Source organism: Ktedonosporobacter rubrisoli, assembly GCF_004208415.1.
Classification (GTDB): Bacteria; Chloroflexota; Ktedonobacteria; order Ktedonobacterales; family Ktedonobacteraceae; genus Ktedonosporobacter; species Ktedonosporobacter rubrisoli.
Window position 1 is genome coordinate 10,827,160 of the sequence record NZ_CP035758.1, and the last position, 22,019, is coordinate 10,849,178.

Below are 22,019 nucleotides of genomic sequence, written 5' to 3' on the forward strand. Positions count from 1 at the left end.
CTACCTGGCACCAAGATCTTCTGAAGCTAAGCAAGCAGGGAGCAAAAAAAATATGAATCTGCATTATGAAGAGGCCCTAGAAAAGCTCAAGAATCTGGCAAAGCAAACGGAATGGTATGCAGAATTCAATGTTCTGGCGCTTGCGCTACACGAAAATCTTGAGGAAGAAAGACGTTTTGGCTCAACGGAGCTGTCACGACGAGCTCGTTACGAACTTGTCTATCGCCTCGACCAACTGACTAGCAATCATCAGATCAACGTTCCATTTAGTGCATTGGTTAGCGATCCTACACAAGCAGTTAGTCTCCAGCCGGGAGAATCTTTACCTGTCCCCTCACAAAGGAGGCAAGAGATCAAACGGGTGGTACCTCTCAAGCTTGGCACACATGAGAAATGGGCAGTGCTGGTAGGGATTAACCAGTATGAAGATGTCCTTTCTTACGGGCAACTAAAAGTATGCGTTCAAGATGCAACATCTCTCTTCACAACCTTGAATAAGGGTAAATTTAAAACTGAGCAGATGTACCTTCTCACAGACCATACATCGCTAATCCCTTCACGAGAGCGCATCTTAACAACCCTGGAACTGATAGCGCAAGCTACCGAGCCTGACGATCTACTCCTCTTCTATTTTAGCGGCCACGGCCGACTTGAAGAAGGGGAAAGTTATCTGATTCCGCGCAATGGTACAGCATCTGTTCGATATACAGGTATTGCGCTAAGTAGCATAAAAAGTATTATGTTGGCAGCACAGGCCAGGGCCAAGGTCATTATTTTAGATGCCTGCCACTCTGGTACAACTCTACAAGCCAAAGGGAAACCTTTTATGTCTGAGGAATTTATCAACGATGTCTTCAGAGACGCCGAGGGGTTAGCCATTATTTCCTCTTGCCAACAGGGTCAGCTTAGCTATGAATGGCCAGAAAAGCAATGTAGTGTTTTTACCTATTATCTTTTAGAAGCCCTGCAAGGAAGAGCGAAGTTGCAGGAAAATGGACTCATCACTGTGGGTGATGTAAACCGTCATGTCACGCATGGTGTGAAGCAATGGGCCATTAGCCAGGGAGTAATTCAAGCGCCCAGATTACATTATGTTGTTACAGGAGAAATTGTTCTCTTAGAATGTCCAGAGGAGACGACACCCTTACATACTCAAGAAGAAAGTAATCTCTCGGAGACAGAAAAACATATTCATTCTCCAACTCACGACGCCGAGAATCTGGCAACGCTGCTCAAAGGTCCTGTCCACCAGGAACTTGCAGAGAGATTGGCCAAGGAGGAAGGATTTAAGTTGAGCGCGAAACTTCTCTCTTCAAATGAAGATGCCCTGGAGCGCTATCGGGCTATTCCGTTGCATGCTCTCTTTCTCTATACATCGGAAGACCAGGCAATTGTTAGCTATCTCTCTAAACATCTCGCTGATCTAGACGAGCTTACCGATACTATTTGCGATGTATATCCTATTGTCGAGCAGTTCAAGCGTCCCTATGACGCGAATGCATATGTTTTCATGCGTGAGTTGGATGTGTTGCGTAATGCCCACTTTGACGCGTATGAACAGCTTCCTGTGCTATTTTTCTGGGATGGGAAGGGAGCGAGTGAATATATCTCTTTGAGTAGTTTTACGGATCTAGCCAGCGTTATCTATGCGCTGCGCCAAATCTTTGGCACGTTGAGACGGGCGCCTACGATTAGCTCTGTGAGCAGGATAAAGAGCCAGCTTCAGCAGGCCGAAAAAAGTTCTGCTTTCGCGCATTTCCCCAAGCAAAATGGACCTGGCATGCCCTCTCGTGCCTCTGATCAGCGAGACCAACTTTACCAAATTATGCAACTTCGTACTAACGATCTCGATTTACAAGAGATCTGTTTAGCCGTCAATATACATTACAATCGTCTACGAGGGAGCTCTCATGCGGAAAAAGTATTTTCGTTAACAACAATTCTCTATAATCAAGATAGACTTAACGAATTAGAAGAAGAATTACACAAACGTTTCCCTAAGCGTTTCGCATAAACAGTAGCGTGGATATCCCTTAGCCATTTCTGTCATTGCCATACCTGGCCTTTAGCAAGATAAGTTCCTTGTAGTGGGTGATATTTTGTAGATGATTATGTGAATATACAGGGAAAGCAGGGGTACTATGGTACTGCCCAGCGATGACAATACGAAGCAAAATTATCTACTAGCTACTATACGGGCGCATTTTGAAAGACTTGTCCTTCTTCATCAGCATGCTCATGCAGCGTATTGCCTGGTCGACAAAGAAAAGGACATTACGTCATCACAATGTACACGCTTTGTGGCTCCGCTGTTTCCTTCCGAACATCCAGTCGTAAGTTTAAAGAATTTTTTAGAACATCCGCTTCACTTTTCTCCAGTGGATACCCATCGTCAACAACTGCTCATAGCACTGGATCAAATTAATAAGCATATACAGCAGCTGCAACTGCTTAGCTCAAACTTTTCACTCATGGGCTTTAGGACCTCTCTTGAAGAAAGCAAAAATATAAGAAACAGTATTTTAGAAACGCTTCAGTTGCTGGAAGAAAAACTTGTTCACTTCAACAATTATCTGAAATATATCCTTGAGAAGGCAGAAGCTTTACTCCATCATGCTGATTCGGTGGCCGGGCTACCGGCGTCTGCCCAGGAAGAACCTATTTCTTCCACTCCTTCAGACCCCTCATCGCTAATCAGCGAGATAGAGCAGCAGAAGCCTTTAATTCAAGATCCGCCAGCCCTTTCGTATATGACTTCTATCTCCAACGCTTCTTCTCAAACTTCTAATGAAGATGCTGAAAAGGCAAAAATGCAAGAATTATATGAGAAATTATCACAATATACCACTTCTCTTGATCTTGAAGAAATATGCCTGAACTTGCATGTTAATCAGAATCGTCTCGACAAGACAAGCCACGCGGCAGCCTCTTTATCTCTTGTGCTCTGTCTGTATAATGAGAATAGGCTTGACGATTTAGAAAAAGAGCTACGCAGAAAAATCCCTAAACGATTTCCCCCCACTTCCTCAGAGAGCACGCACTAGCATAAGAGTACCGACGCCACACAGCCTATGCATGGTTGGTTATAATTACTGAAAATATTATGTCGCCTGGATATGGCAAATTGGCGGACCTACTTGAGTGAGCATGCAAATTCAACTCCATTTTCTAACGAAGAATCTTCTATTGAAGCGAGATTTCAAGATTGCAAAGAAGGTCTTAAATCTTTGATTGCTTCATTACAGCCTTATGCTCCTCTCGATGAGATAGATGTGCAGCGCCTTGACAAGATGATAGAAGAACTGAAGGGGTATATCCTCCTCTTTAACCCTGTTGTCAATGATATGAGCCCTCAGTTGATGGATGAGGATGATATAGCCTTTCTGGAGAAAGCTTGTGAGTCTGTCAGCACGGTTTATAAATCACTCGTCGCAGCTATCGGAGAGCTACGAACAGCTCGTCTCGCTGTAAAAACCATCAATGCTAGTATTGCAAATAAAGGGACTTTTAACGTAACATTGCAAAGTGATTGCTTTACCTGCTATGATAGATGTTGTCAGGCGCTCGTCACTGCATTTACAAATATGAATGTTTGACCCTCGATCAATTCAATGGTATACTGTTTTTGCATTAGGATTTTTCACTATACAAAAGGCGTTGTCGATCATGGGAGATTCATCTGCTGCTTTTCGTAAGCAGATTCGAAACTATCAGAATGATCTTCAACAGATGAAAGACTTAGTATCACATGCGCATGCCTTGATCGAGAAAGAGCGAGATATTGGCCCGGGACAATGTGCTCGTATCGTACGATCTATGCGTGTAGCAGAAGAGCCATTGTACAAATTTTCTGAGTTGCTTGATACGCCAGAACTCCTACCTCTACCGGCCCGTTCGATTCGCCATCCTCTTCTGATTACTCTTGATTATACAAAAAGTCTTCTCCATGATTTGCTCTACGATATTGCTTCACTTCACCATGCTTACAGGAATTGCTCATATTATGAAGCTTGCAAGCATCGAGAACACATTCTTTATCAACTCAGCGCCTTTGAGCAAAAAAGAGAAGATATTGTGCAGAGCATGGATCGTTTGCTGTTCAAAGCTAACGCATGTTTGTAGGCCATACATTCCATGTCAGAGGCGTACACGGGTAGAACAACGTAGCGAAGAAGATCGTCGCCAACCCTACCGGTAGGCGATTACCTTAGCAAGCCTCTCTATGAGAGCCAGGGCTTTGCTTATAAGGTTAGCGCGGCTCAACTATCAATGTCAGTTTATCTGGGCGTAAAACCAGGTGTGGACTGACCTTCGCGTGCTTTTTGGCGGGCAAACGCAGGTGAAAACGTTGGGCAATCAGCACCGAAATGAGACCGATTTCGGTCAAGGCTAAGGGTGAGCCAAGACATCTGGTTGGTCCAGTCCCAAAGGGAATATAGGCTCCTTTATGTACTTTTCTGACAAATTCCTCATCCAGCCAGCGTTCGGGACGGAAGGCGTCTGGCTCTTGAAAATAGCGTGGATCACGATGAGCCAGATAAGAAACGATGCGAATGCGCTTCCCGTTGCTGCAAGTATATCCACAGAGATCACCATCGGTAGCAATATCGCGTCCTATCTGCCAGACCGGTGGATATAAACGCAATGTTTCTTTGATCGCACATTCAACATATTTCAGTTGTGAGAGATCGGAAGCTACAGCCGCGCGGCCAGCCAGGACATGATCGATCTCCTGATAAAATTTTTGGGCAGGCTCAGCGTGCTCAGCAAGCAACCACCAAAGCCAGGAAAGCGCTGAAATTGTTGTTGGTCCTGCTTGAAATAAGTTGGCGGCCAGGATCAAACAGATGAGGTGGTCGGTGAGCGGCTGCTCATCTCGCCCAGTTGCTGCGAGTAAGAATGATAACAGCGTCTCCTCTTCTGCTGGATGCTCACGTGTATGCTGGACCCATTCCAACAGACGTCCATGCAGTTGCCGTGCCAGTTTGCGCAACCGAACTCTTTTCGGATGGGGAAACCATTTGGGGAAGGAGTATGGACTATTAAAAAACTGAAAACGAGCGTCAATGAAGGCATTAATCAGAGGAATGAGAGCTTCGCCGGCAGCGCCAAAGAAGTACTGAACCGTAATGCGCGAGAGAAGTGTTTGCATTTCAGAAGAGAAATTAAGTTGCTGCCTGGGGTGCCATGTAGCAAGATGCTGCTCAGCCAGGGCGGAAATGGTTGGGGCAAATGCTTGTACCCGACTGACGTGGAGTGCTTTGGGTAGGCCCGAACGAAACTGCTTCCATTGGACATACTTTTCTTGAATTTGAGCTGTCGAATAGGGAATGCCTGCGGGGCGGATAAAATCGTCAGGAATAAATTCTTGATGCGTCCTGAGCAACGTCTGTTCAATGATTTCCGGGTCAAACGCAAAGTACAAATTATGATCAAAACGGGCAAGATCTCCGTGCCTTTCTTTCAGGTGCTTGAGATAGGCCAGACGGTCTTGTTCATAATGTACCAGATCACCGACCATAGGTAAGTTGGTCAGCGCTTGAGGCTGAGTTGTTTCATGCATAGGCAATCTGCGAGAATGATGCTATTGTCATATCGGCTTTCTCGACCATTCCTGGAAAAGAGGCTTATTGCTAACATCTTTTCCAGGACCTTACATAGAATAACTTACAAGAATTGCTGCACTATGGCAGATCAAATTTCCCTGCTCCATAGACATACCGGCCTGCAGGCTCTCTGACCAATCTGAATACCTTCGCAACGCGAATGAGAAGAGCTTTCATCGGAATCACACCTCCTGAAGGAAAACCTATGGACATTTGCCTTATGCTAGAAAGCATACATTCTTATGGTGCTATACGTCAAGAGGGGCGAGAATAGATTGGTACAGCTTATTGGGTGGAGGATACTATTTTGTGCAGCAGGATATCTTGCTGCTGAAGAGGAAAATTGGCCGGCAGAGAGGATAAAGACACATCTATAAGACAAAGTATTCAAGAGGCTGCCACGATGCATTTATTAGCGGGCGATGCGGGATTATTGCTGATTTCTGGTGTCAGCATGGTCTCGGTTTAGCTTTCTACAAAGCTGAGCTGCATGAATTCTGGCTATCCCTGTCTTCATATTCCCAACGTATAAGGAAAACGTTTTCCTGGCCCAATAACTAATTTACGTAGCGAGGCCAAGAAACTTGTCCCTATTTCCCTGATGGACTAGGCGCTGTATGCCTCCATTTCTTAATAAAAGTAGAATACTGAAGAGCTCATAATCTCTTGACTTTCTTTAAGGTCGAGTGTAGCATAAGAATCAGAAAAGGAAAAGGCTTTCCTGATCGTCCTAAGATCGTATGGATTAGCCGCAAAGTCGAAGTAATGAGTAGTGAATTAGATAACGAGCAAGAATTACCACAACAGCATGCCGTCACAATTCATGATGTGGCGCGTGCAGCAGGCGTAACCATTGGCACGGTCTCTAAAGCGCTCAATGGCCAGGGAAAATTGAAGGAGGAGACGCGAGAACGTGTACGTGCAGTAGCTCTACGCCTGGGTTTTCGGCCAAATGATCTGGCGCAAAGTCTGTTGCGAGGTCGCAGCTTTACCGTTGGATTGATTACTACAGATAGTTATGGGCGTTTTAGCATTCCCCTTATGAGCGGAATAGAGGACGCCTTGGGAAGCGCGCAGATTTCAGTCTTTCTCTGTGATGCACGCGATGATGCTGTACGCGAGCAGCAGCACATCAACTCCCTGCTGGCCAAACGGGTTGATGGCATTATTGTAACGGGGAGAAGGATCGATGCACGCGTGCCTATCGATGTTGGAAATACAAATACGCCTGTGCTTTATGCCTATGCCCAGGTCAAAGAGGCTGATGCGCTGTGCTTGCTCCCGGATGAAGCTCAAGGCGCACGCATTGCCACCGAACACTTGCTTGCCCACGGTCGCCGTCGCCTTGCTCATATCACTGGTCCAAGCTATTTCGAGGCGGTACAGCTCCGCCAGGAGGCGATGAGACAGGTATTAAAAGAGCATGGCCTTGATTTGCCAGGGCATCGGGCGCTGGCTGGTCCCTGGCAGGAAGCCTGGGGACATCGTGCCGTTGGCTTCTTGCTCGAAATGGACCCTGGCATCGATGGTATTTTCTGTGGGAGTGACCAGATCGCGCGTGGCGTTGTTGATGCTCTCCGCGAGCGCGGCGTGAAGGTTCCTGCTGACGTTGCCGTAGTTGGCTTTGATAACTGGGAAATTATTGCCGCTGCCACACGTCCCGCGCTTACTACTGTGGATATGAACCTTCATGAATTGGGGCGGATCGCGGGAACGCGCCTGCTTGCTATGATCGCTGGAGAAAAAGCGTCAGGGATTATCCGTCTTCCATGCAGTCTGATCGTGCGCGATTCCTGTGGCGTCCATACCCTCGGCACGGCAGAAAGGAGGAAGGAAGATCAAGGCGATTAGCTTGTAATATGCGCAATCTAAGTGCATAAAACAAACCATCTGATTATTTGACAACCCATCCTTTCTACAGGTTGTGTTGTCAACAGTATGCTCTTACTCTACACACTTCCTCTCAGGAAGCGCACGAGTACAGCTAGAACCGCATGGCTGATCACGTTTGATATTTTTGCCTAGCATAACAAGAAGGAAAGGAAGCAAGATCTATGAAGGTGCGACTTATCACCAGGGCAATGGGGCTCCTTCTTTTAATACTGATTGCTTCGATGGATCTTATGAGCTGCTCGCCCGGCTCTGGCTTCGGCTCAAGTGGTGCTACTAATAGCACTACCACTAGCGGCGCTACCACGATTTCATTTTGGATTCGCAACAGCGATCAAAACTTTGTTACTCCTCTCGTGAAGGCTTACAACGCATCTCACAAGAACCAGGTCAAATTAACTACCATTCCCGACAGCAATTTTGTAACCAAATTCGGCACTGCGCTTGCCTCCAATACTGCTCCTGATGTCATTGCCATTGATCTTATCTATTTGCCTGCATTTGATGCCGCCAATCAGATGACTGACATTACGAACTTTGCGCACAAGCTGCCTTATTTTGATAAACTGAGCCCATCGCACATTCGCCTGGCGACCTATAATGATAAGGTTTACGGTCTGCCCTTCAGTGCAGAGGGTTCTGTTATGATCTATAACAAAGACCTCTTCCGTAAGGCCGGCCTTGATCCAAACAAGCCCCCAACAACGTGGCAAGAAATTGAAGACTATTCAAAAAAAATCACGGCGCTGGGGAATGACATCAAAGGCTTTTATTTTCCCGGCCGCTGTGCTGGCTGTAACGCATTTACGCTACTGCCGTTGATCTGGGCGAGCGGGGGTGATGTGCTCAATTCTGACGGTACGCAGGCCACAATGACCTCGCCGGCTGTGAAGGATGCCCTTACCTTTTATCATCGATTGTGGTCCGAGAATCAGATTGCCCCGGGAGCCAGAGTTGATGATGGTACAAACTTCCTCAATGCGTTCACTACTGGCAAAATAGGCATGACTGGTACCGGTGCGTTCTCCATTGCTACGATCAAGAATCAGTACCCTAATATTGACTTTGGTATCACTCCCTTGCCCGGCGAAAAGGGTGGTACCGCTTCCTTCGCCGGTGGAGATACTATCGGCGTACCGCGCGGTTCTAAACATGCCACAGAGGCGTACGACTTTATTTCCTGGTGCCTATCCGATGATGTACAGTTGAATCAGTACGCGAAGAACAATCAGATCCCGGTACGTACCGATCTCTCTTCCAATCCATACAGCCAGAAAGACCCGCGCTACCAGACTGTAGCAAATGCGATGGCGAAGGGTAGAACACCATATAGCGTGCATTACAATCAGCTATTCAACGATGCAAATGGTCCCTGGATTGCTGCGATCCAGAAGGCAGTCTTTGATGGGCAGGTGGATCAGGCGCTCAATACGGCACAACAACAGTTTACGCAGATTCTTAACAGTTCGAGCTAAACTGATAACTGTGCCGCTTCTGAGCCTCAACGCTTTCCATCGCTTCCATAAAATCATTAGGCGCCGCAGGCTGTACATGATGGGGGCCCAACCCGTTACGCATCATGTACGGCCTGTATCGACTGACTTGTAGAAAGGGGAAATATCATGGCACACGTAGAAGAAAGAGAGCTTCCTCGTGTGGAAGTGCCACCTGGCACGCAGCGTGTCCGCACGTCGCTCGAACGGAGGCGCCAGCTCGCGGGTATATTATTCGTGCTTCCCAGCATGGCTTTCGTGATTATATTTTTTCTCATCCCGCTCGTGATGATGTTCTATATGTCCCTGACCAACTGGTCGCTGATCGGCGGTGCTAACTTCATCGGGCTGCAGAACTATCGCACTTTAGTCTCTGATGCGCAATTCTGGCAAAGCCTATTTTTCACGGCGAAATATACTGCTGCCGTTACGCCGATTATTATGTTTGTGGCCTTTGGCCTGGCTTTGCTCGTCAAGCAGCGCGTTCCAGGTGTGGGCTTCTTTCGTACCGCCTACTTCCTACCGGTAGTAGTTGGACTGGGCACTTCTAGCATCTTGTGGACCCAGATGTTCAACGACCAGACGGGGGTCTTCGATGCCATTTTACAGGGGCTCAAACTGACTCATGAGCCAATTGTCTGGCTGGCTGATCCAACCAGAGCTATTTTTGCAATTGGCGTCATGGTGGTCTGGAAGACTGTAGGCCTTTCGATGATCTTCTTCCTGGTTGGCATGAATGCTATACCCGATGATTTTTACGATGCGGCCCGTACCGATGGCGCAGGCTGGTGGGCACGTTTGTACTATATCACGCTGCCGCTTTTGCGTAGCACCTTTGCCCTGGCTCTGGTCCTTTCAGTGATTGGCTCGGTTCTGGCCTTCGATCAGTTCTACATCATGACGCAGGGCGGCCCGCAAAACCAGACGATAACGGCAGTATATTGGATCTATAATACGTCGTTCACCTACTTTAAACTGGGCTATGGGGCTTCGCTTTCCCTCGTCTTGCTTGGTATCCTGGTTATATTGAGCGTTATCCAGCTCTATCTTCTGCGTAGCGAGACAAAATATTAATGTATGTGATTATACCTTGAAAGGTCACGCCAATGAATGTTTCAGTTATACAGAGCTCTGCAGTTCGGGCGCGACGTGGCTGGGGTAAGGGTCCAACCTCGCGCATCATCTACTATGTTGTATGTAGTGTGCTGGCGATCCTCTTTCTTTTTCCGCTGATCTGGACTGCGCTTATGACGCTCAAATCACCTGGCGAGGCGGCGGCGGTTCCTCCTACCTTTTTACCCTCGCACATCTCCTGGACGAGCTACGTCCAGGTCTTCGGTGCGGGCATTTTCGGCTATCTCGCGAACAGTACCGTGGTTGTGTTGATGACAGTGCTAATCGTAGCTATTCTTAGCGTGTTGGGTGGCTATGGTTTCTCGCGCTTCTCTTTTCCCGGGAAGAATATTATTTTTGTGCTTATCTTGGTCACGCTTATGATCCCGTTTCAATCGATTCTGACCCCGCTCTTCCTGCTCCTCCATTTCATCGGCCTGGATAACACTCTACTGGGACTTTCCCTTGTCTATGTCACCTTCCAGTTGCCGGTAGCCATCTTTTTGTTGCGCAATTCGTTCGACAATGTGCCACGCGAACTGGAGGAAGCAGCGCTGATCGATGGGTGCAGTTCCTGGCAACTCTTGTGGCGCGTTATGTTGCCTGTGGTATTTCCCGGCATCGTTACTGCTGTCCTCTTTGCCTTCTTCAATACCTGGAATGAGTTCCTGGCGGCGCTGATCTTTATCACCGATAACGATAAATACACTCTGCCAGTCTATCTGGTTAATCTGGAGAGCGGGCTATACGGACAGGTCAACCTGGGCGCACTCTATGCCGGCTTGATGATCACGATTATACCTTGTATCGTCATCTTTCTGCTGCTCCAGCGCTACTACATTAATGGCTTGATTGCGGGCTCCGTGAAGGCGTAATTATGAACCATTTTCTTAGAAGAAGGGAAAGATAAAAGAAGAAAGGACATGATACATGGAAGCAAAGGAAGTACCAGATCTGAGACTGAAGAGCGCTTCCCTCGATTCAGCAGGCTCATCTAAAGTTCAGGTATTTTGCGAAGCGATACGCCCTATGTTTGCGGAGAAGTGAGAGGAAGCATTCACTCTCCGCGCCCATCAGATGATCTCTTATCTCATAGAGATATCATCTTCTCGGTAATTCCCAAATTATATCTTTAAACATTGTGACCTCCAGCTAGAGTAGCTCGGGTAACCCCTATTCCATCAGGAATAGGGACATTTCTATTCCTGGTAGGTTAAGCCAGAATCCTAATCACGGTCTCCAGCCGGAGAGGCACCTGTTCCGTTAGGCGTAGGGGCATCTCTGTCCCCAGCTGGAGAAACCAGCGTGACCCGTGTTCCATCAGGTGTAGGGCCATCACGATCTCCAGCTGGAGAAACCGATGTGACTCGTGTTCCATTAGGAGTGGAATAATCTCTGTCCAGGGGATGATAGGTAAGAATACCAAGCGCAAGTCCCGGGATGAGCAAACTTAACCCAAAGAAAGTAACTATACGTTTCTTCATACACGCCTCTTTTCTTGTTGATGGTTAGGGATAGATACTAAAGCCATTTAGCACCTCTCTTTAAGAATATCCAAAGGGATGTTCCATTTAACGAAACATTGTGTATGCATTTCCCTTTATCTGGTATGGATTCGTCAAATCAGGGTAATAATTGCATTAAGAACAATTAATAAAGCTATATCGGGCGGCAATCACTGAATTCTAGCCGTAACATCTGGTCTCCAAGAGCTGGCGGAAATGTGAAGCATTAATGAAATGGCACCCTTCTGCACTACTAAAGATGGCGTAGGGGCAGTGACGGGGATCTTACAATGTTGCAATCTATGCTACATGATCCTCTTCTGAGGTAGCACAAATATGGGATTGTGCATTGATGATTATTGGCAATTTAACGTGTCATTGCGGATGATAGATATTTTTAAGATTATTGTCTTGTATGATTATATTTTGAACATATTTAGAGCATATGGAGAAAGAAAATGTTGTTTGCAAGTTGATCTATAAAAGTAGATATGATTAATTGCCTCATTATCGGAATTCCTAACTGCTGAGAGCAGGCCTGAGAAAGCAGGAAATTTGGCATTAATACTTACTGAAGTATTTATAACGATTGATGTCAGGGAAATGTCGTGGCCAGTGTCTGCCAATATGCTCTAGAATAAGGAGCATATATCTACAAGGGAGCAGCTTTCCATAGAACCGCTAGTCTTAGAGATCATAATCCGGAAAGAGGAAGCAATCAGGTAAAGTATGACAATCGACCTTGATACTGAAGCCTTTGGCGCACTTCTGCGTGCTTTTCGTAAGCGTGCGAGCATCACCCAGGAGCAACTTGCCAGGAACATAGGCATGCAACGTCATGCCATTATTCGCTGGGAGCAAGGGGAAGTGCTCCCGGCGAGCAAGGCTATTGTGCTCGAATTAGGTAAGCACCTGAAGCTAGATGAACAAGAAACGCGGCGCTTGCTAGAGGTAAGTCTGACGGCTCCAAGCCCGATCTGGGGCGTACCTTTTCCGCGCAATCTGGTTTTCACCGGGCATGAGGACACCCTGGAGCTTCTCCAGCGCTTTCTGAGTCCTGCGAGATCTGTTTCGCTTCCCAAACTTGTCTCTTTGCACGGCCTGGCAGGGGTTGGCAAAACGCAACTTGCCCTGGAAATTGCTTATCGGTGCGTTCTGGAATATCGTGCCATCTTCTGGATAGAGGCAGAGACAGCCGAACGCGTGCTCTCCAGTCTGGAGCGCGTTGCCAGGCTGCTCGGCCTTACAAAAGATGGGGTGGTGGACCAGCAACGGATCATCGAAGACGTGATACACTGGTTAAGCACTCACGATAAGTGGCTCTTGATCTGGGATAATATAGAAGACCTCGACTTGCTCCAGCGCTTCCTTTCCCTGAGCTGGCAGGGAGCCTTTCTGCTCACAACCCGTCAGCAAGGTTTGAGCACACTGGCACGCAGCATTGAGGTGCTTCCCCTGGAAGAGGAAGCTGCCTTGCTGTTGCTGTTGCGGCGGGCGGGCATGGCTGAGCACGCTTCAGGGCCAGAGCAGATATTCAGGCTTGCTGAGCAAGAACCAGCTACCTATGATGCGGCCATACAACTGGTCGAGTTGCTGGGGGATTGCCTCTGGCGCTTGATCAAGCTGGAGCCTATGTAGAAGAAACCGGCTGCAGCCTCAGCGACTATCTGCAGCGTTACTTGAGGCAACAGATGTTCTTGTTGGAGCAGCGTGGCAGCCTGGCAACTCAACACCCGCAGTCAGTGGCGACAACGTTTAGACTCTCACTTGCTCGGGTAGAACAGGAACAGCAAGTTGCTGTAGATTTGTTGCGGGTATGTGCGTTACTGCATGCCGAAGCGATCCCAGAGGAACTCTTTCTGGAGGGTGCACTGCATCTGGGCCCTGGACTTGCCATCCTGGGGATAGCTCTCTTCAGCTTGATATGGCGCTGGCGGTCTTGCGCAAGCTGTCACTGATCCAGCGGCAGAGGGACCAACACATCTTGTCTCTGCATCGGCTGGTACAAGTAGTCATCCGTGAGCAAATGAAGCCAGAGGAGGTGCGCCTCTGGAGTCAGCGCGTCGTCCGCATGATGCATGCAGTCTTTCCCGAAGGAAGGGCGGGTACCTGGGATCAGGGCGAAGTAGAGACCTGGGGCAAATGCGAACGCTATCTGGTACAGGCTCTGGCCTGTATATCTTTACTCGCTGGGCTAGAAAAAGAACTTCCGGAAGCAAGCGCATTACTGTTGAAGGTAGGGCGCTATCTCGTGCGGCGCACGCGTTTGCGCGAGGCCGGGTCCGTGCTGGAGCAGGCAATAAGGCTGGGAGAACAATACTATGGAGACAAACATCCAGCCCTCATTCCTTTCCTGGTATTGCAAGGTGAGCGGCTGTGGAGAGAGGGAAAATATGCCCTTGCTGAAGCACTTAATGAGCGTGCAAAGGCTATTGAGGAACTGCATCCTGGATCACCCTATGTACAGGTTGGAGAAATTCTAAATAATCTGGCCCTGCTTGCCTGGGAGCAAGGTAAGTTCGAGCAAGCTAAATCTCTCTTCCACCAATCGTTACTTATGCAGGAGCAGCAGGGACAACCTGATCCGCTCGGGATCGCCAGCACAATCAACAATCTGGCCCTGCTTGCCTGGAAGCAAGGTAAGTTCGAGCAAGCCGAACCGCTTTTCCAACGCGCCTTGCAAATCCGCGAACAGATCTTGAAGCCAGATCATCCAGATGTTGCTCATTCGCTCTATAATCTAGCAGTGTTGTATAGGGACCAGGGTCGCTATGAGCAAGCCGAACCGCTTTTCCAACATGCCTTACGCTTGCAAGAGCAAGTGCTGGGGCCTGAACACCTACTCCTGGCCGATACGCTTATTAATCTAGCAGTGCTGTACCGCAACCAGAATCATTATGAGCAAGCCGAACCGCTTTTCCAACGCGCCTTACAAATCCGCGAACAGACGCTGGGGCCTGAGCATCACATAGTAGCTCGTTCACTCTATAATCTAGCAGTGTTGTATAGGGACCAGGGTCGCTATGAGCAGGCCGAGTCGCTCTTTCAGCGCACATTACATATTCAGAGGCAAGAGCTGGGCCCTGACCATTCTACCGTTGGACGCTCACTTAACGGTTTAGCCGTACTTTATCGAGAGCAGGGCAAGTTCGCGCAGGCTAAACCTCTCTTCGAGCAAGCTTTGCACATTCATGAACAGGTATTTGGGCTTGAGCATCCCGAGGTTGCCGCCTCGCTCCATGATCTGGCGATACTCTATATAAAGCAGCGCAATGATGAGCAAGCTGAGCTACTCTTACGGCGAGCACTCCATATTCGAGAACAGTATCTGGATTCGCTTCATCCAGATAGAGCAAGGAGTCTCACTGCTCTGGTGCAGCTTTACCGAAGGAGAGGACAAGGAGAGCGCGCCGACATGCTCATGCAACAAGCCGGTGCTATCTTTGAGCAGCCCTTCAGTCCCGACCCTCCATCTATGTAGATCGCCAATGAAATATAGAAGACTGGCTCACCTCTAAAGATTTTGCTGGGGACTATGCTCTCGGCTTTCACCTTCCTATAATACTGAGCTAAGATCGATACGGTAGCCCGCCACATCAATAGTAAGATATTACCAACATATTAGCGAAGCATGTCACTGTGGTAATATAGATTTATTGCTATAATTTCAAGGAAAAGTAAAACATATCCATGTGATGGAAATGCGAATCACATGTTTTATAGTGGAAAGATAAAATAATAAGGAAGTAAAAGTATGAAAAGGATTTTGTTTCTTCCGTTAGCAAGCAGTCTTTTCCTCATGATAGCGTTACTCTCGGCCTGTGGTTCAGGCAATGTAGCTGCGGCTTCTCCTTCGGCTCAGACATCGGCAATAACGACAACGCAGTCAATGGCTTCGACGCCAACTGCTACCCTTACATCTTATCAAGGGAACGGCTTCACCATTAAGTATCCGGGATCATGGACTGTAGGGTCAGATGGAAACAATGGGAGCATCTTCAGCGCCCCTGACGACTCTGCATCATTGCATGTCTTTGTCCAGGACCCTAACAGCCCACCGAACCCACTACAGATTGAGTTTGGAACCCTGGCAAAAGACAATTGCAAAATGGTTGGAAGTGGCATACAGCAAGTGCAAGTCAATGGCGAGACGTGGCAGCAGTCACAGTTTGACTGCATGCCAGCTGATGGGGGGCAGGCTGGCGGGAAAGAAAAGCAGATTGGCATTCTGATATCAACTAACTTACATAACAACAAGTCATATAGCATCGACTATATAGCCAGCTCGACAAACTTCAAAAGCGCCTATCAAACGTTTTTCAAGTCGATGGTGGCATCATTTAAGACTCATTAAACTGAGCATAGGTCAGGCTGAAGCTGCTTAACATGGGTAGTAAGAAAGAGCATCTGGGGCTCAAAAAGGGCCTTCTTGATGCTCTTTGCTTATATTGATAGGCATAATCTCTGGTCTATAAGCCTGGCAAAATCTGTGTTTTCACCCCCTCGCCGCGCTTGACCAGATCGAGCGCTCGGGTAAAATCTTCGAGCGGAAGGGCCGCGGTCAACATGCTCTGGGTATCGATGACGCCGCCGCAGATCAGATCGAGTGCTGGCTGAAACGAGGCAAGCACGGCCATCGAACCAACGATCGTAATCTCCTCATTGTAGATTCGGAATGGCGAAAGCGAAATGCGCGCTTCGTCTGCCGCAACCCCGAAGATCAGCAGCTTTCCGCTGCGCTTGACTGCTGTGAAGGCTTGCTCGATAACAGGGGCGACCCCAGTGGCATCGATCACACAATTGAAGCCTGACGGTTCATCGGCTAGCGCCTGTTGAATGCTGGTATAAGTGCGTGAGGCTCCCAGGTTCTCGGCGCGTGCGAGCCTCCGGGTGTTTACATCGACTACTGCCACCCGTGAAGCTCCGCCTTTTAATGCGAGCTGTAAGAGCAGTAATCCCATCGTGCCTGCGCCAGCGATCAGAAAGGTATCGCCAGATCTGGGATTGAGGCTGTGCATTCCTCGCACTGCACACGAGACCGGTTCTATTAGCGCTGCTTCGCGCAAAGTAAGATTGTCTGGCAAGGCATAGGCCTTTGCGATGGGTACGGTAACATATTCGGCCATGGCCCCGCTGAGGGTTACCCCTATCGCGCGATAATGGAGGCAGAGATTCTCGTGACCTGTGCGACACATCTCACATTGGCCACAGGTCAGATTTGGTTCAATAGCTACTCTGCTTCCGACCGTAAGATTGAGGTCATTGTCAAGGGCAACATTGCTGCCTAGTGCGACGACTTCGCCAGCGAACTCGTGGCCGGGTATGATCGGATAGCGGGCCACCGGGGAGTCACCGGCCAGAATATGCAGGTCGGTGCCGCAAATGCCGCAAGCTCCCACCCGAATGAGCAGCTCATCCGGGCCCGGGCTCGGGTCTGGCACGCTGCCTACACGAATGCAGCCTGGAGTATCGATGATTGCAGCTCGCATGAATGAGTAAACCCTTCTTGATAAAAAGACAATAAACAATGTAACCGAGCAGTAATAATATACCAGCGACAGGAAATGTTACTTAATGGCCCCTCCGGTCAAGCCGCGCACCAGGTGACGTTGAGCATAGATACCCAGAATCACCGGTACAATGATGATGCATGTTGCAAGCGCGGAGACCTTGGCCAGAAACTCATCCTGATTGCTCGAAAACACGGCAACCATAACTGGCAAGGTCGGGGATTGGGTATAGGTCAGCGTGATCGCAAAAAAGAAGTCATTCCAGGCAAAAATCACAGCCAGCAGGGCTGAGGCGACAAGTCCCGGCGCGGCCATTGGCACCACAATGCCAGCCAGCATACGTAAGGTATTGGCCCCATCCAGACGAGCGCTCTCCAACACGTCTTTGGGCAATTCCAGAAAATACGAGCGGGCCATCCAGATGATCAGCGGCAGATTCATCGCCGTATACACGATGATCAAAGTGAAGAGATTGTCCAATAGATTGAGGCGCGAGACGATTACAAACAGCGGAATCAGGATCGCGGCGAACGGCATAAAGCGTGTCGAAAGGGCAAAGAAGAGCAGATCATTTGACGACTTTGGGCGCATCTGAAAGACCATGCTATACGCTGCAGGAATCCCCAGCAGCATTGCAAGCGCCGTCGAGACGAGCGCCGCGACCACACTGTTGAACAGGTAAGCGCCGAAGCCTGAATTGAACGCCAAAGAGAATTGATCGAGAGTTGGCTGGAAGATCAGGCTGGGGATTGCTGCATAGGCATCCCTTTCCTGCTTAAAACCGGTGACAATCATCCAGAGAACCGGGAAGATCAGGGCCAGCACCAGGAGGTAGGTCAGTAATGTCAAAAGCATATTAAGCCATTTGTTGGTTGCTCTCATCTGTACGCGCTCCTTTGCTCCGGCATTTTCTCGGCTGTAAAGCGCAGCATGAGCCTGGCCGCCAGGATAGCAATTGCCACGCCAATCACGCCAAGCGTCGCAGCCTGTCCGATCTGCCAGGAATTGAAGGCTTTCAGGTAGGTGTAGAAAGGCAGCGTGTTTGTTTCCACGCCAGGTCCACCACCAGTAGTGAGATAGATCTCACCGAAGGTCTGAAAGATAAAGATGGTACCAAATAGAATGGCTATTTCATAGGCGCGCCGGAGCATGGGGAAGATGATAAGCCAGAACATCTCCCAGGCGGATGTACCATCGACTCTTGCCGCTTCAAGTACTTCATCCGGTATAGCCTGCAGGCCGGCAAGGAGAACCAACATGACAAAAGGCGTCCATTCCCAGGATACTATCAAGGTCACACTTCCCAGCGGGAAAGATGAAAACCAGGGAACTGCAGGCAGATGGAGCGTGCGCAAGAGCCAGTCCACCACCCCAAAGCTCGGACTTAACAACAGGTTTTTCCAGACCAGCGCCATCACTGAGGGGGTGACCAGGAATGGAATCATGGCCAGCGCCCGCAAGAGATTTTTTCCCTTGACCTGACGATTCAATAATAGGGCCAGAACGGTTCCACCAAGCAGGGCTATGGCCATGGCCCCAAAGACGAGCTCCAGTGTTTGCCCCATAATCGGCCAGAAGTTCGCGTCGTGAAGAAACGTATTGACATAATTATCCAATCCAACAAATGGAAAGCCCAGTGCGGGCTCGATAAGTTTCCAGGAATGCAGGCTAAACCAGATCGCCAGGGCAAAGGGGATCTGGGTCACGACAACCATAAATACGATGGCAGGCGTATGCAGCCAGGAGGACGTACGCGCTGGCTGGGCTGCAAGTGGAGATCCCCTGTTCCGCCAGCGGGAGGGTGGGACCTTGAACGCCTGGCCTCCTTCTCTGAGAGCCGTGTCTGTCTGACTCATAGCAACTACCTTTCTTGTGCTCAGCATCTCTTCAAGCCGTGGAAGAAGTTTTTTACGAGAGGTGATCCGCAAAAGCGGCACGGGCCACCTCTCCCGCGACAGAGATAGCACGATGAACCGGGCTAATAGCCAGCAGTATTATCCTTGTTGACCTGGGAAGCCAGGAACTGATCGCCTTTCTGGAGAGCCTGCTTCACTGTCATCTTTCCGGCGATTACTGCCGAAATATACTCACTGATCTGCTGTCCGACCGATTCAAATTGCGGTATGCCCACGTATTGCACCCCATGATAGGGCACCGGATTGAGTGTCGGCGTAGTGGGGGTCGCGGAGTTAATTGAATCAAGGGCGATCTTGGCGAAAGGGGAGGCTTTTTGATAGTCGGGATTCTGATAGATGGAGGCGCGTGTTCCCGGGGGAACATTGGCCCAGCCAAAAGTCTTGCCGGCCAGGGTCAGATATTGCGCGCTCGTGGCCCAGGTGATGAACTTGAAGGCGGCATCCTTGTTATGGCTGCTATTGACCAGGCCTAGCGACCAGGCCCACAGCCAGCGGCTTCCATTTGTGGTGACTTTCGTCGGCGCATAAACATAGCCGACGTTGCCGGCGATCTTGGAGGTAGCAGGGGTTTCCAGCGAGCCGCCAAACGAGGTAGCATCGTAGAACATCCCGGCCTTGCCCTGGGTCATCAAATTCAAGCATTCCTGCCATCCAGCGGTAGAGGCGTCGGGCTCCCCGTACTTTTGCACCAATGTCACGTAGTCAGTGACCGCCTGTTCAACCGCGGGAGTAGACAGCTGTGGTTTCCAGTTCATATCGAACCAGCTGCTTCCGTAGGTATTAATCATTGTATCCAGCGGAGCCATATTCATCCCCCAGCCCGATTGACCGCGCAATACAATGCCGGCGATCCCGTTCGCCGGGTCATTGATAGTTTTCGCGAATTGCGCAATCTGGTCCCAGGTAGGATGCTCGGGCATGCTCAAATGGTGCTGAGCAAACAGTTGCTTGTTATACATCAACATGCTGCTCTCGCCATAGAAGGGCAGGGAGTACGGATCATTTTTATAGGAAAGCGAGGCCATGATGGGTTTGAGCAAATCGTTATAGTTGTAGCTGCTCTTGTCCTGGGCGGACATCTTGTCAAAATAGGGGGCGAGATCCTGCAGCCAGCCATTATGGGCCCAGATAGGGGTATCGTAGCTGCCAATTGTCGCGATATCAAACTTCCCTGCGTTGGTGGCGACATCCTGGGTGACCTTGGTGCGAAGATCGTTCTCCGGCAGGGTGACGAAGTTGACCTTGATCGTGGGATTCTCTTTTTCGAAGACCTGCGTGGTTAATTTTTCCATCTGCACCATCTGCGAATTATTCACAGTACCCACGGTGAGTGTCGTGCCGCTTGATGACGAGGTTGTACTACCTGGGGAACACGCAATCAGCCCTGAAAACAGTAGGATCAGACCAGTGAGCATAGCGATGGCTCGTGTGGTAAACTTCATTGCAATTTCCTCCATGAAGCCTCTGATCATCCAGACGTGTCTATGTCTGGTAACTAGCTCAACATGAGATAGATAGAGGGTAAACCATAGAAGATCCCTGAACAATTCCTCCTTTCTACCTTTCTTCAAAAAGTGATATGATCCAGAAAAACGATTAGCTAATCGTTTTTCTGACTATAGCATACCTATTTTCGTTCTGTCAAGGGTGCAAGCGGGGGAGCAGGGCTATTTAATGTTCGTGAGAAAGCCTTCACTTCAGCCCAAAAAAGGATGAGAACCTGGTAAAGTGATAGTACATCAAAACGTCACGAAACGAGGTCTCATCCCAAATGAACTATACCATGATGGCCCAAGCAAGTGAATTGGCAGGTTGGAACAAAGAGAGCGAAGCCCTCTCAGTGTATCAAGCGATGCAACAGCTCGAAGATCGACGCAAAAACAAAGGAAAGCGCTACAGTTTGGCGCTCGTGTTGACGCTGATTATCCTCGCGAAAATGGCAGGAGAAACGACATTACAAGCAGTTTCCGACTGGGTGCGCTATCGGAGTGCCTGGTTGCAAGACGTCCTGCCAGATACCCGCGCCACCTTTCCCTGTGTCGCCACCTATAGCAATGTCTTGCGGGCTGTCGACCCAGCTCAGGTAAATCAGAAGCTCATGGATCTCCTGATCCGTGTACGTGCGCAAAAGCGGGTTGCGAGAGAACAAGAGCATATCATCCTCGACGGCAAGACTCTTCGGGGAACCCAACACCATCTGGCGAAAGATCAACAGAAAATGCATCATGTCGCCTGTTATGAGGCCCAGACCGGCATTGTGATCAAAGAACACATCGTTGCTGAAAAAGAAGGAGAACTGACCCACGTTTCAGCCTTTCTCACGCCGCTCTTCCTGCAAGGACGTATTCTTAGCGCGGATGCTCTTTACACCCAAAAATCGATCTGTCAGCAGATCATCGCTTCTGGTGGAGAGTATCTGTTCTTCGTGAAGCAAAACCAACCCACGCTTGCCGAGGATCTCCGTCTCTTCTTTGGCGAACCTCCCCTTGATTGTCTGGATTGGCGAACTCAGGTGCAGACTGACAAAGGGCACGGGCGGCTCACGTGCCGGTTCATTCAAGCCTCCACGGAACTCAATGATTTCCTGGCCCGCGATTGGCACGAAGTTGGACAGGTCTTTTGTCTCCGTCGGCGAGTCGAATATCCTTTGCGCTGTACCCAAGAATATGTCTATGGCATCACGAGCCTGACACCTCAACAGGCAACCCCCTTGCGCCTGCTTCAGTTGATCCGCGACCACTGGCGCATTGAGAATCGGCTCCATTGGCGTCGCGATGTCACCTTGCAAGAGGATGCGTGCCAGATCCGCAAAGGATGTGCTCCTCACACATTGGCCGTTCTTCACTCCTTTCTGCTGGCTCTCTTCGATTTTTGCGGTGTCACCAATGTCAGGCAACAGATGCGCTGCTTCGATGCTCATCCACTCCAAGCTCTTCAGCTCTTGCTCAAGGCCTTGGGGGAAAATTAAAAAGCCCTGGCGGGGGAG

The 22,019-nt window shown here is 49.2% G+C and carries 18 protein-coding genes; 12 read left to right on the plus strand and 6 right to left on the minus strand.

Going from position 1 to position 22,019, the window contains the following annotated elements:
- Window positions 1–52 precede the first annotated feature (52 nt).
- The 4 genes from EPA93_RS46040 to EPA93_RS46055 all read left to right on the plus strand — a co-directional run bounded on the left by EPA93_RS46040 (window position 53) and on the right by EPA93_RS46055 (window position 4,122).
- Window positions 53–2,014 carry a caspase family protein gene (locus tag EPA93_RS46040; RefSeq protein WP_129894005.1) on the plus strand — a complete coding sequence of 654 codons (1,962 nt, stop codon included), beginning with the start codon at window positions 53–55 and terminating at the stop codon, window positions 2,012–2,014.
- Window positions 2,015–2,141: 127 nt separating this feature from the next.
- Window positions 2,142–3,044: a hypothetical protein gene (locus EPA93_RS46045; RefSeq protein WP_129894006.1), complete on the plus strand. Its 903-nt coding sequence runs from the start codon at window positions 2,142–2,144 to the stop codon at window positions 3,042–3,044.
- A gap of 93 nt (window positions 3,045–3,137) precedes the next feature.
- Window positions 3,138–3,596, plus strand: coding sequence for a hypothetical protein (locus EPA93_RS46050; protein WP_129894007.1), 459 nt, complete (start codon window positions 3,138–3,140; stop codon window positions 3,594–3,596).
- A gap of 70 nt (window positions 3,597–3,666) precedes the next feature.
- On the plus strand, window positions 3,667–4,122 hold the full coding sequence (locus EPA93_RS46055; RefSeq protein WP_129894008.1) for a hypothetical protein: 456 nt from the start codon (window positions 3,667–3,669) through the stop codon (window positions 4,120–4,122).
- Between the two features lie 127 nt (window positions 4,123–4,249).
- Here EPA93_RS46055 and EPA93_RS46060 read toward each other — a convergent pair whose 3' ends face one another.
- Window positions 4,250–5,563 carry a cytochrome P450 gene (locus tag EPA93_RS46060; RefSeq protein WP_129894009.1) on the minus strand — a complete coding sequence of 438 codons (1,314 nt, stop codon included), beginning with the start codon at window positions 5,561–5,563 and terminating at the stop codon, window positions 4,250–4,252.
- An 808-nt stretch (window positions 5,564–6,371) separates the two neighbouring features.
- Here EPA93_RS46060 and EPA93_RS46065 point away from each other — a divergent pair.
- From EPA93_RS46065 to EPA93_RS46080, 4 genes are all read left to right on the plus strand, one after another.
- Complete coding sequence (locus EPA93_RS46065) at window positions 6,372–7,457, plus strand: LacI family DNA-binding transcriptional regulator (protein ID WP_129894010.1); 1,086 nt, start codon at window positions 6,372–6,374, stop codon at window positions 7,455–7,457.
- A gap of 203 nt (window positions 7,458–7,660) precedes the next feature.
- Entirely contained in the window at window positions 7,661–8,971 is a 1,311-nt protein-coding gene (locus EPA93_RS46070; RefSeq protein WP_129894011.1) for an ABC transporter substrate-binding protein, read from the plus strand.
- A gap of 147 nt (window positions 8,972–9,118) precedes the next feature.
- The gene (locus EPA93_RS46075; RefSeq protein WP_129894012.1) at window positions 9,119–10,063 is read left to right on the plus strand and encodes a carbohydrate ABC transporter permease; all 945 of its coding nucleotides are present in this window, start codon (window positions 9,119–9,121) and stop codon (window positions 10,061–10,063) included.
- Window positions 10,064–10,095: 32 nt separating this feature from the next.
- Window positions 10,096–10,977: a carbohydrate ABC transporter permease gene (locus EPA93_RS46080; RefSeq protein WP_129894013.1), complete on the plus strand. Its 882-nt coding sequence runs from the start codon at window positions 10,096–10,098 to the stop codon at window positions 10,975–10,977.
- A gap of 351 nt (window positions 10,978–11,328) precedes the next feature.
- On the opposite strand, the gene EPA93_RS46085 is transcribed toward EPA93_RS46080, so the two are convergent.
- The gene (locus EPA93_RS46085) at window positions 11,329–11,586 is read right to left on the minus strand and encodes a hypothetical protein (RefSeq protein WP_129894014.1); all 258 of its coding nucleotides are present in this window, start codon (window positions 11,584–11,586) and stop codon (window positions 11,329–11,331) included.
- Window positions 11,587–12,336: 750 nt separating this feature from the next.
- On the opposite strand from EPA93_RS46085, the gene EPA93_RS46090 reads away from it, so the two are divergent.
- The 3 genes from EPA93_RS46090 (at window position 12,337) to EPA93_RS46100 (ending at window position 15,961) form a co-directional block, all read left to right on the plus strand.
- Window positions 12,337–13,245: a helix-turn-helix transcriptional regulator gene (locus EPA93_RS46090; RefSeq protein ID WP_129894015.1), complete on the plus strand. Its 909-nt coding sequence runs from the start codon at window positions 12,337–12,339 to the stop codon at window positions 13,243–13,245.
- 286 nt (window positions 13,246–13,531) lie between these two features.
- Window positions 13,532–15,088: a tetratricopeptide repeat protein gene (locus EPA93_RS46095; RefSeq protein ID WP_479723986.1), complete on the plus strand. Its 1,557-nt coding sequence runs from the start codon at window positions 13,532–13,534 to the stop codon at window positions 15,086–15,088.
- A gap of 273 nt (window positions 15,089–15,361) precedes the next feature.
- The gene (locus tag EPA93_RS46100; RefSeq protein WP_129894017.1) at window positions 15,362–15,961 is read left to right on the plus strand and encodes a hypothetical protein; all 600 of its coding nucleotides are present in this window, start codon (window positions 15,362–15,364) and stop codon (window positions 15,959–15,961) included.
- Between the two features lie 115 nt (window positions 15,962–16,076).
- Here the strand turns inward: EPA93_RS46100 and EPA93_RS46105 are convergent, their stop codons facing one another.
- From EPA93_RS46105 to EPA93_RS46120, 4 genes are all read right to left on the minus strand, one after another.
- Window positions 16,077–17,096 carry a zinc-dependent alcohol dehydrogenase family protein gene (locus tag EPA93_RS46105; protein ID WP_129894018.1) on the minus strand — a complete coding sequence of 340 codons (1,020 nt, stop codon included), beginning with the start codon at window positions 17,094–17,096 and terminating at the stop codon, window positions 16,077–16,079.
- A 78-nt stretch (window positions 17,097–17,174) separates the two neighbouring features.
- On the minus strand, window positions 17,175–17,999 hold the full coding sequence (locus EPA93_RS46110) for a carbohydrate ABC transporter permease (RefSeq protein WP_129894019.1): 825 nt from the start codon (window positions 17,997–17,999) through the stop codon (window positions 17,175–17,177).
- Window positions 17,996–18,973, minus strand: a complete 978-nt coding sequence (locus tag EPA93_RS46115) for a carbohydrate ABC transporter permease (RefSeq protein WP_165423846.1) — start codon at window positions 18,971–18,973, stop codon at window positions 17,996–17,998. The genes EPA93_RS46110 and EPA93_RS46115 overlap by 4 nt, the downstream gene beginning before the upstream one ends.
- A gap of 122 nt (window positions 18,974–19,095) precedes the next feature.
- A complete protein-coding gene (locus EPA93_RS46120) occupies window positions 19,096–20,475 on the minus strand; it encodes an ABC transporter substrate-binding protein (RefSeq protein ID WP_129894021.1) in 1,380 nt (459 codons plus the stop codon).
- 329 nt (window positions 20,476–20,804) lie between these two features.
- Here EPA93_RS46120 and EPA93_RS46125 point away from each other — a divergent pair, with 329 nt between their 5' ends.
- Window positions 20,805–22,001 (plus strand): ISAs1 family transposase, encoded by a 1,197-nt coding sequence (locus EPA93_RS46125; protein ID WP_129885573.1) that lies wholly within the window; start codon window positions 20,805–20,807, stop codon window positions 21,999–22,001.
- The last annotated feature ends 18 nt before the right edge of the window (window positions 22,002–22,019 follow it).

Bases quoted from the DNA above. Each gene is read 5' to 3' on its own strand.
- EPA93_RS46040 (WP_129894005.1), top strand. From the start codon at position 53: ATGAATCTGCATTATGAAGAGGCCCTAGAAAAGCTCAAGAATCTGGCA.
- EPA93_RS46045 (WP_129894006.1), top strand. From the start codon at position 2,142: ATGGTACTGCCCAGCGATGACAATACGAAGCAAAATTATCTACTAGCT.
- EPA93_RS46055 (WP_129894008.1), top strand. From the start codon at position 3,667: ATGGGAGATTCATCTGCTGCTTTTCGTAAGCAGATTCGAAACTATCAG.
- EPA93_RS46060 (WP_129894009.1), bottom strand. From the start codon at position 5,563: ATGCATGAAACAACTCAGCCTCAAGCGCTGACCAACTTACCTATGGTC.
- EPA93_RS46065 (WP_129894010.1), top strand. From the start codon at position 6,372: ATGAGTAGTGAATTAGATAACGAGCAAGAATTACCACAACAGCATGCC.
- EPA93_RS46070 (WP_129894011.1), top strand. From the start codon at position 7,661: ATGAAGGTGCGACTTATCACCAGGGCAATGGGGCTCCTTCTTTTAATA.
- EPA93_RS46075 (WP_129894012.1), top strand. From the start codon at position 9,119: ATGGCACACGTAGAAGAAAGAGAGCTTCCTCGTGTGGAAGTGCCACCT.
- EPA93_RS46080 (WP_129894013.1), top strand. From the start codon at position 10,096: ATGAATGTTTCAGTTATACAGAGCTCTGCAGTTCGGGCGCGACGTGGC.
- EPA93_RS46085 (WP_129894014.1), bottom strand. From the start codon at position 11,586: ATGAAGAAACGTATAGTTACTTTCTTTGGGTTAAGTTTGCTCATCCCG.
- EPA93_RS46090 (WP_129894015.1), top strand. From the start codon at position 12,337: ATGACAATCGACCTTGATACTGAAGCCTTTGGCGCACTTCTGCGTGCT.
- EPA93_RS46095 (WP_479723986.1), top strand. From the start codon at position 13,532: ATGGCGCTGGCGGTCTTGCGCAAGCTGTCACTGATCCAGCGGCAGAGG.
- EPA93_RS46100 (WP_129894017.1), top strand. From the start codon at position 15,362: ATGAAAAGGATTTTGTTTCTTCCGTTAGCAAGCAGTCTTTTCCTCATG.
- EPA93_RS46105 (WP_129894018.1), bottom strand. From the start codon at position 17,096: ATGCGAGCTGCAATCATCGATACTCCAGGCTGCATTCGTGTAGGCAGC.
- EPA93_RS46110 (WP_129894019.1), bottom strand. From the start codon at position 17,999: ATGAGAGCAACCAACAAATGGCTTAATATGCTTTTGACATTACTGACC.
- EPA93_RS46115 (WP_165423846.1), bottom strand. From the start codon at position 18,973: ATGAGTCAGACAGACACGGCTCTCAGAGAAGGAGGCCAGGCGTTCAAG.
- EPA93_RS46120 (WP_129894021.1), bottom strand. From the start codon at position 20,475: ATGAAGTTTACCACACGAGCCATCGCTATGCTCACTGGTCTGATCCTA.
- EPA93_RS46125 (WP_129885573.1), top strand. From the start codon at position 20,805: ATGAACTATACCATGATGGCCCAAGCAAGTGAATTGGCAGGTTGGAAC.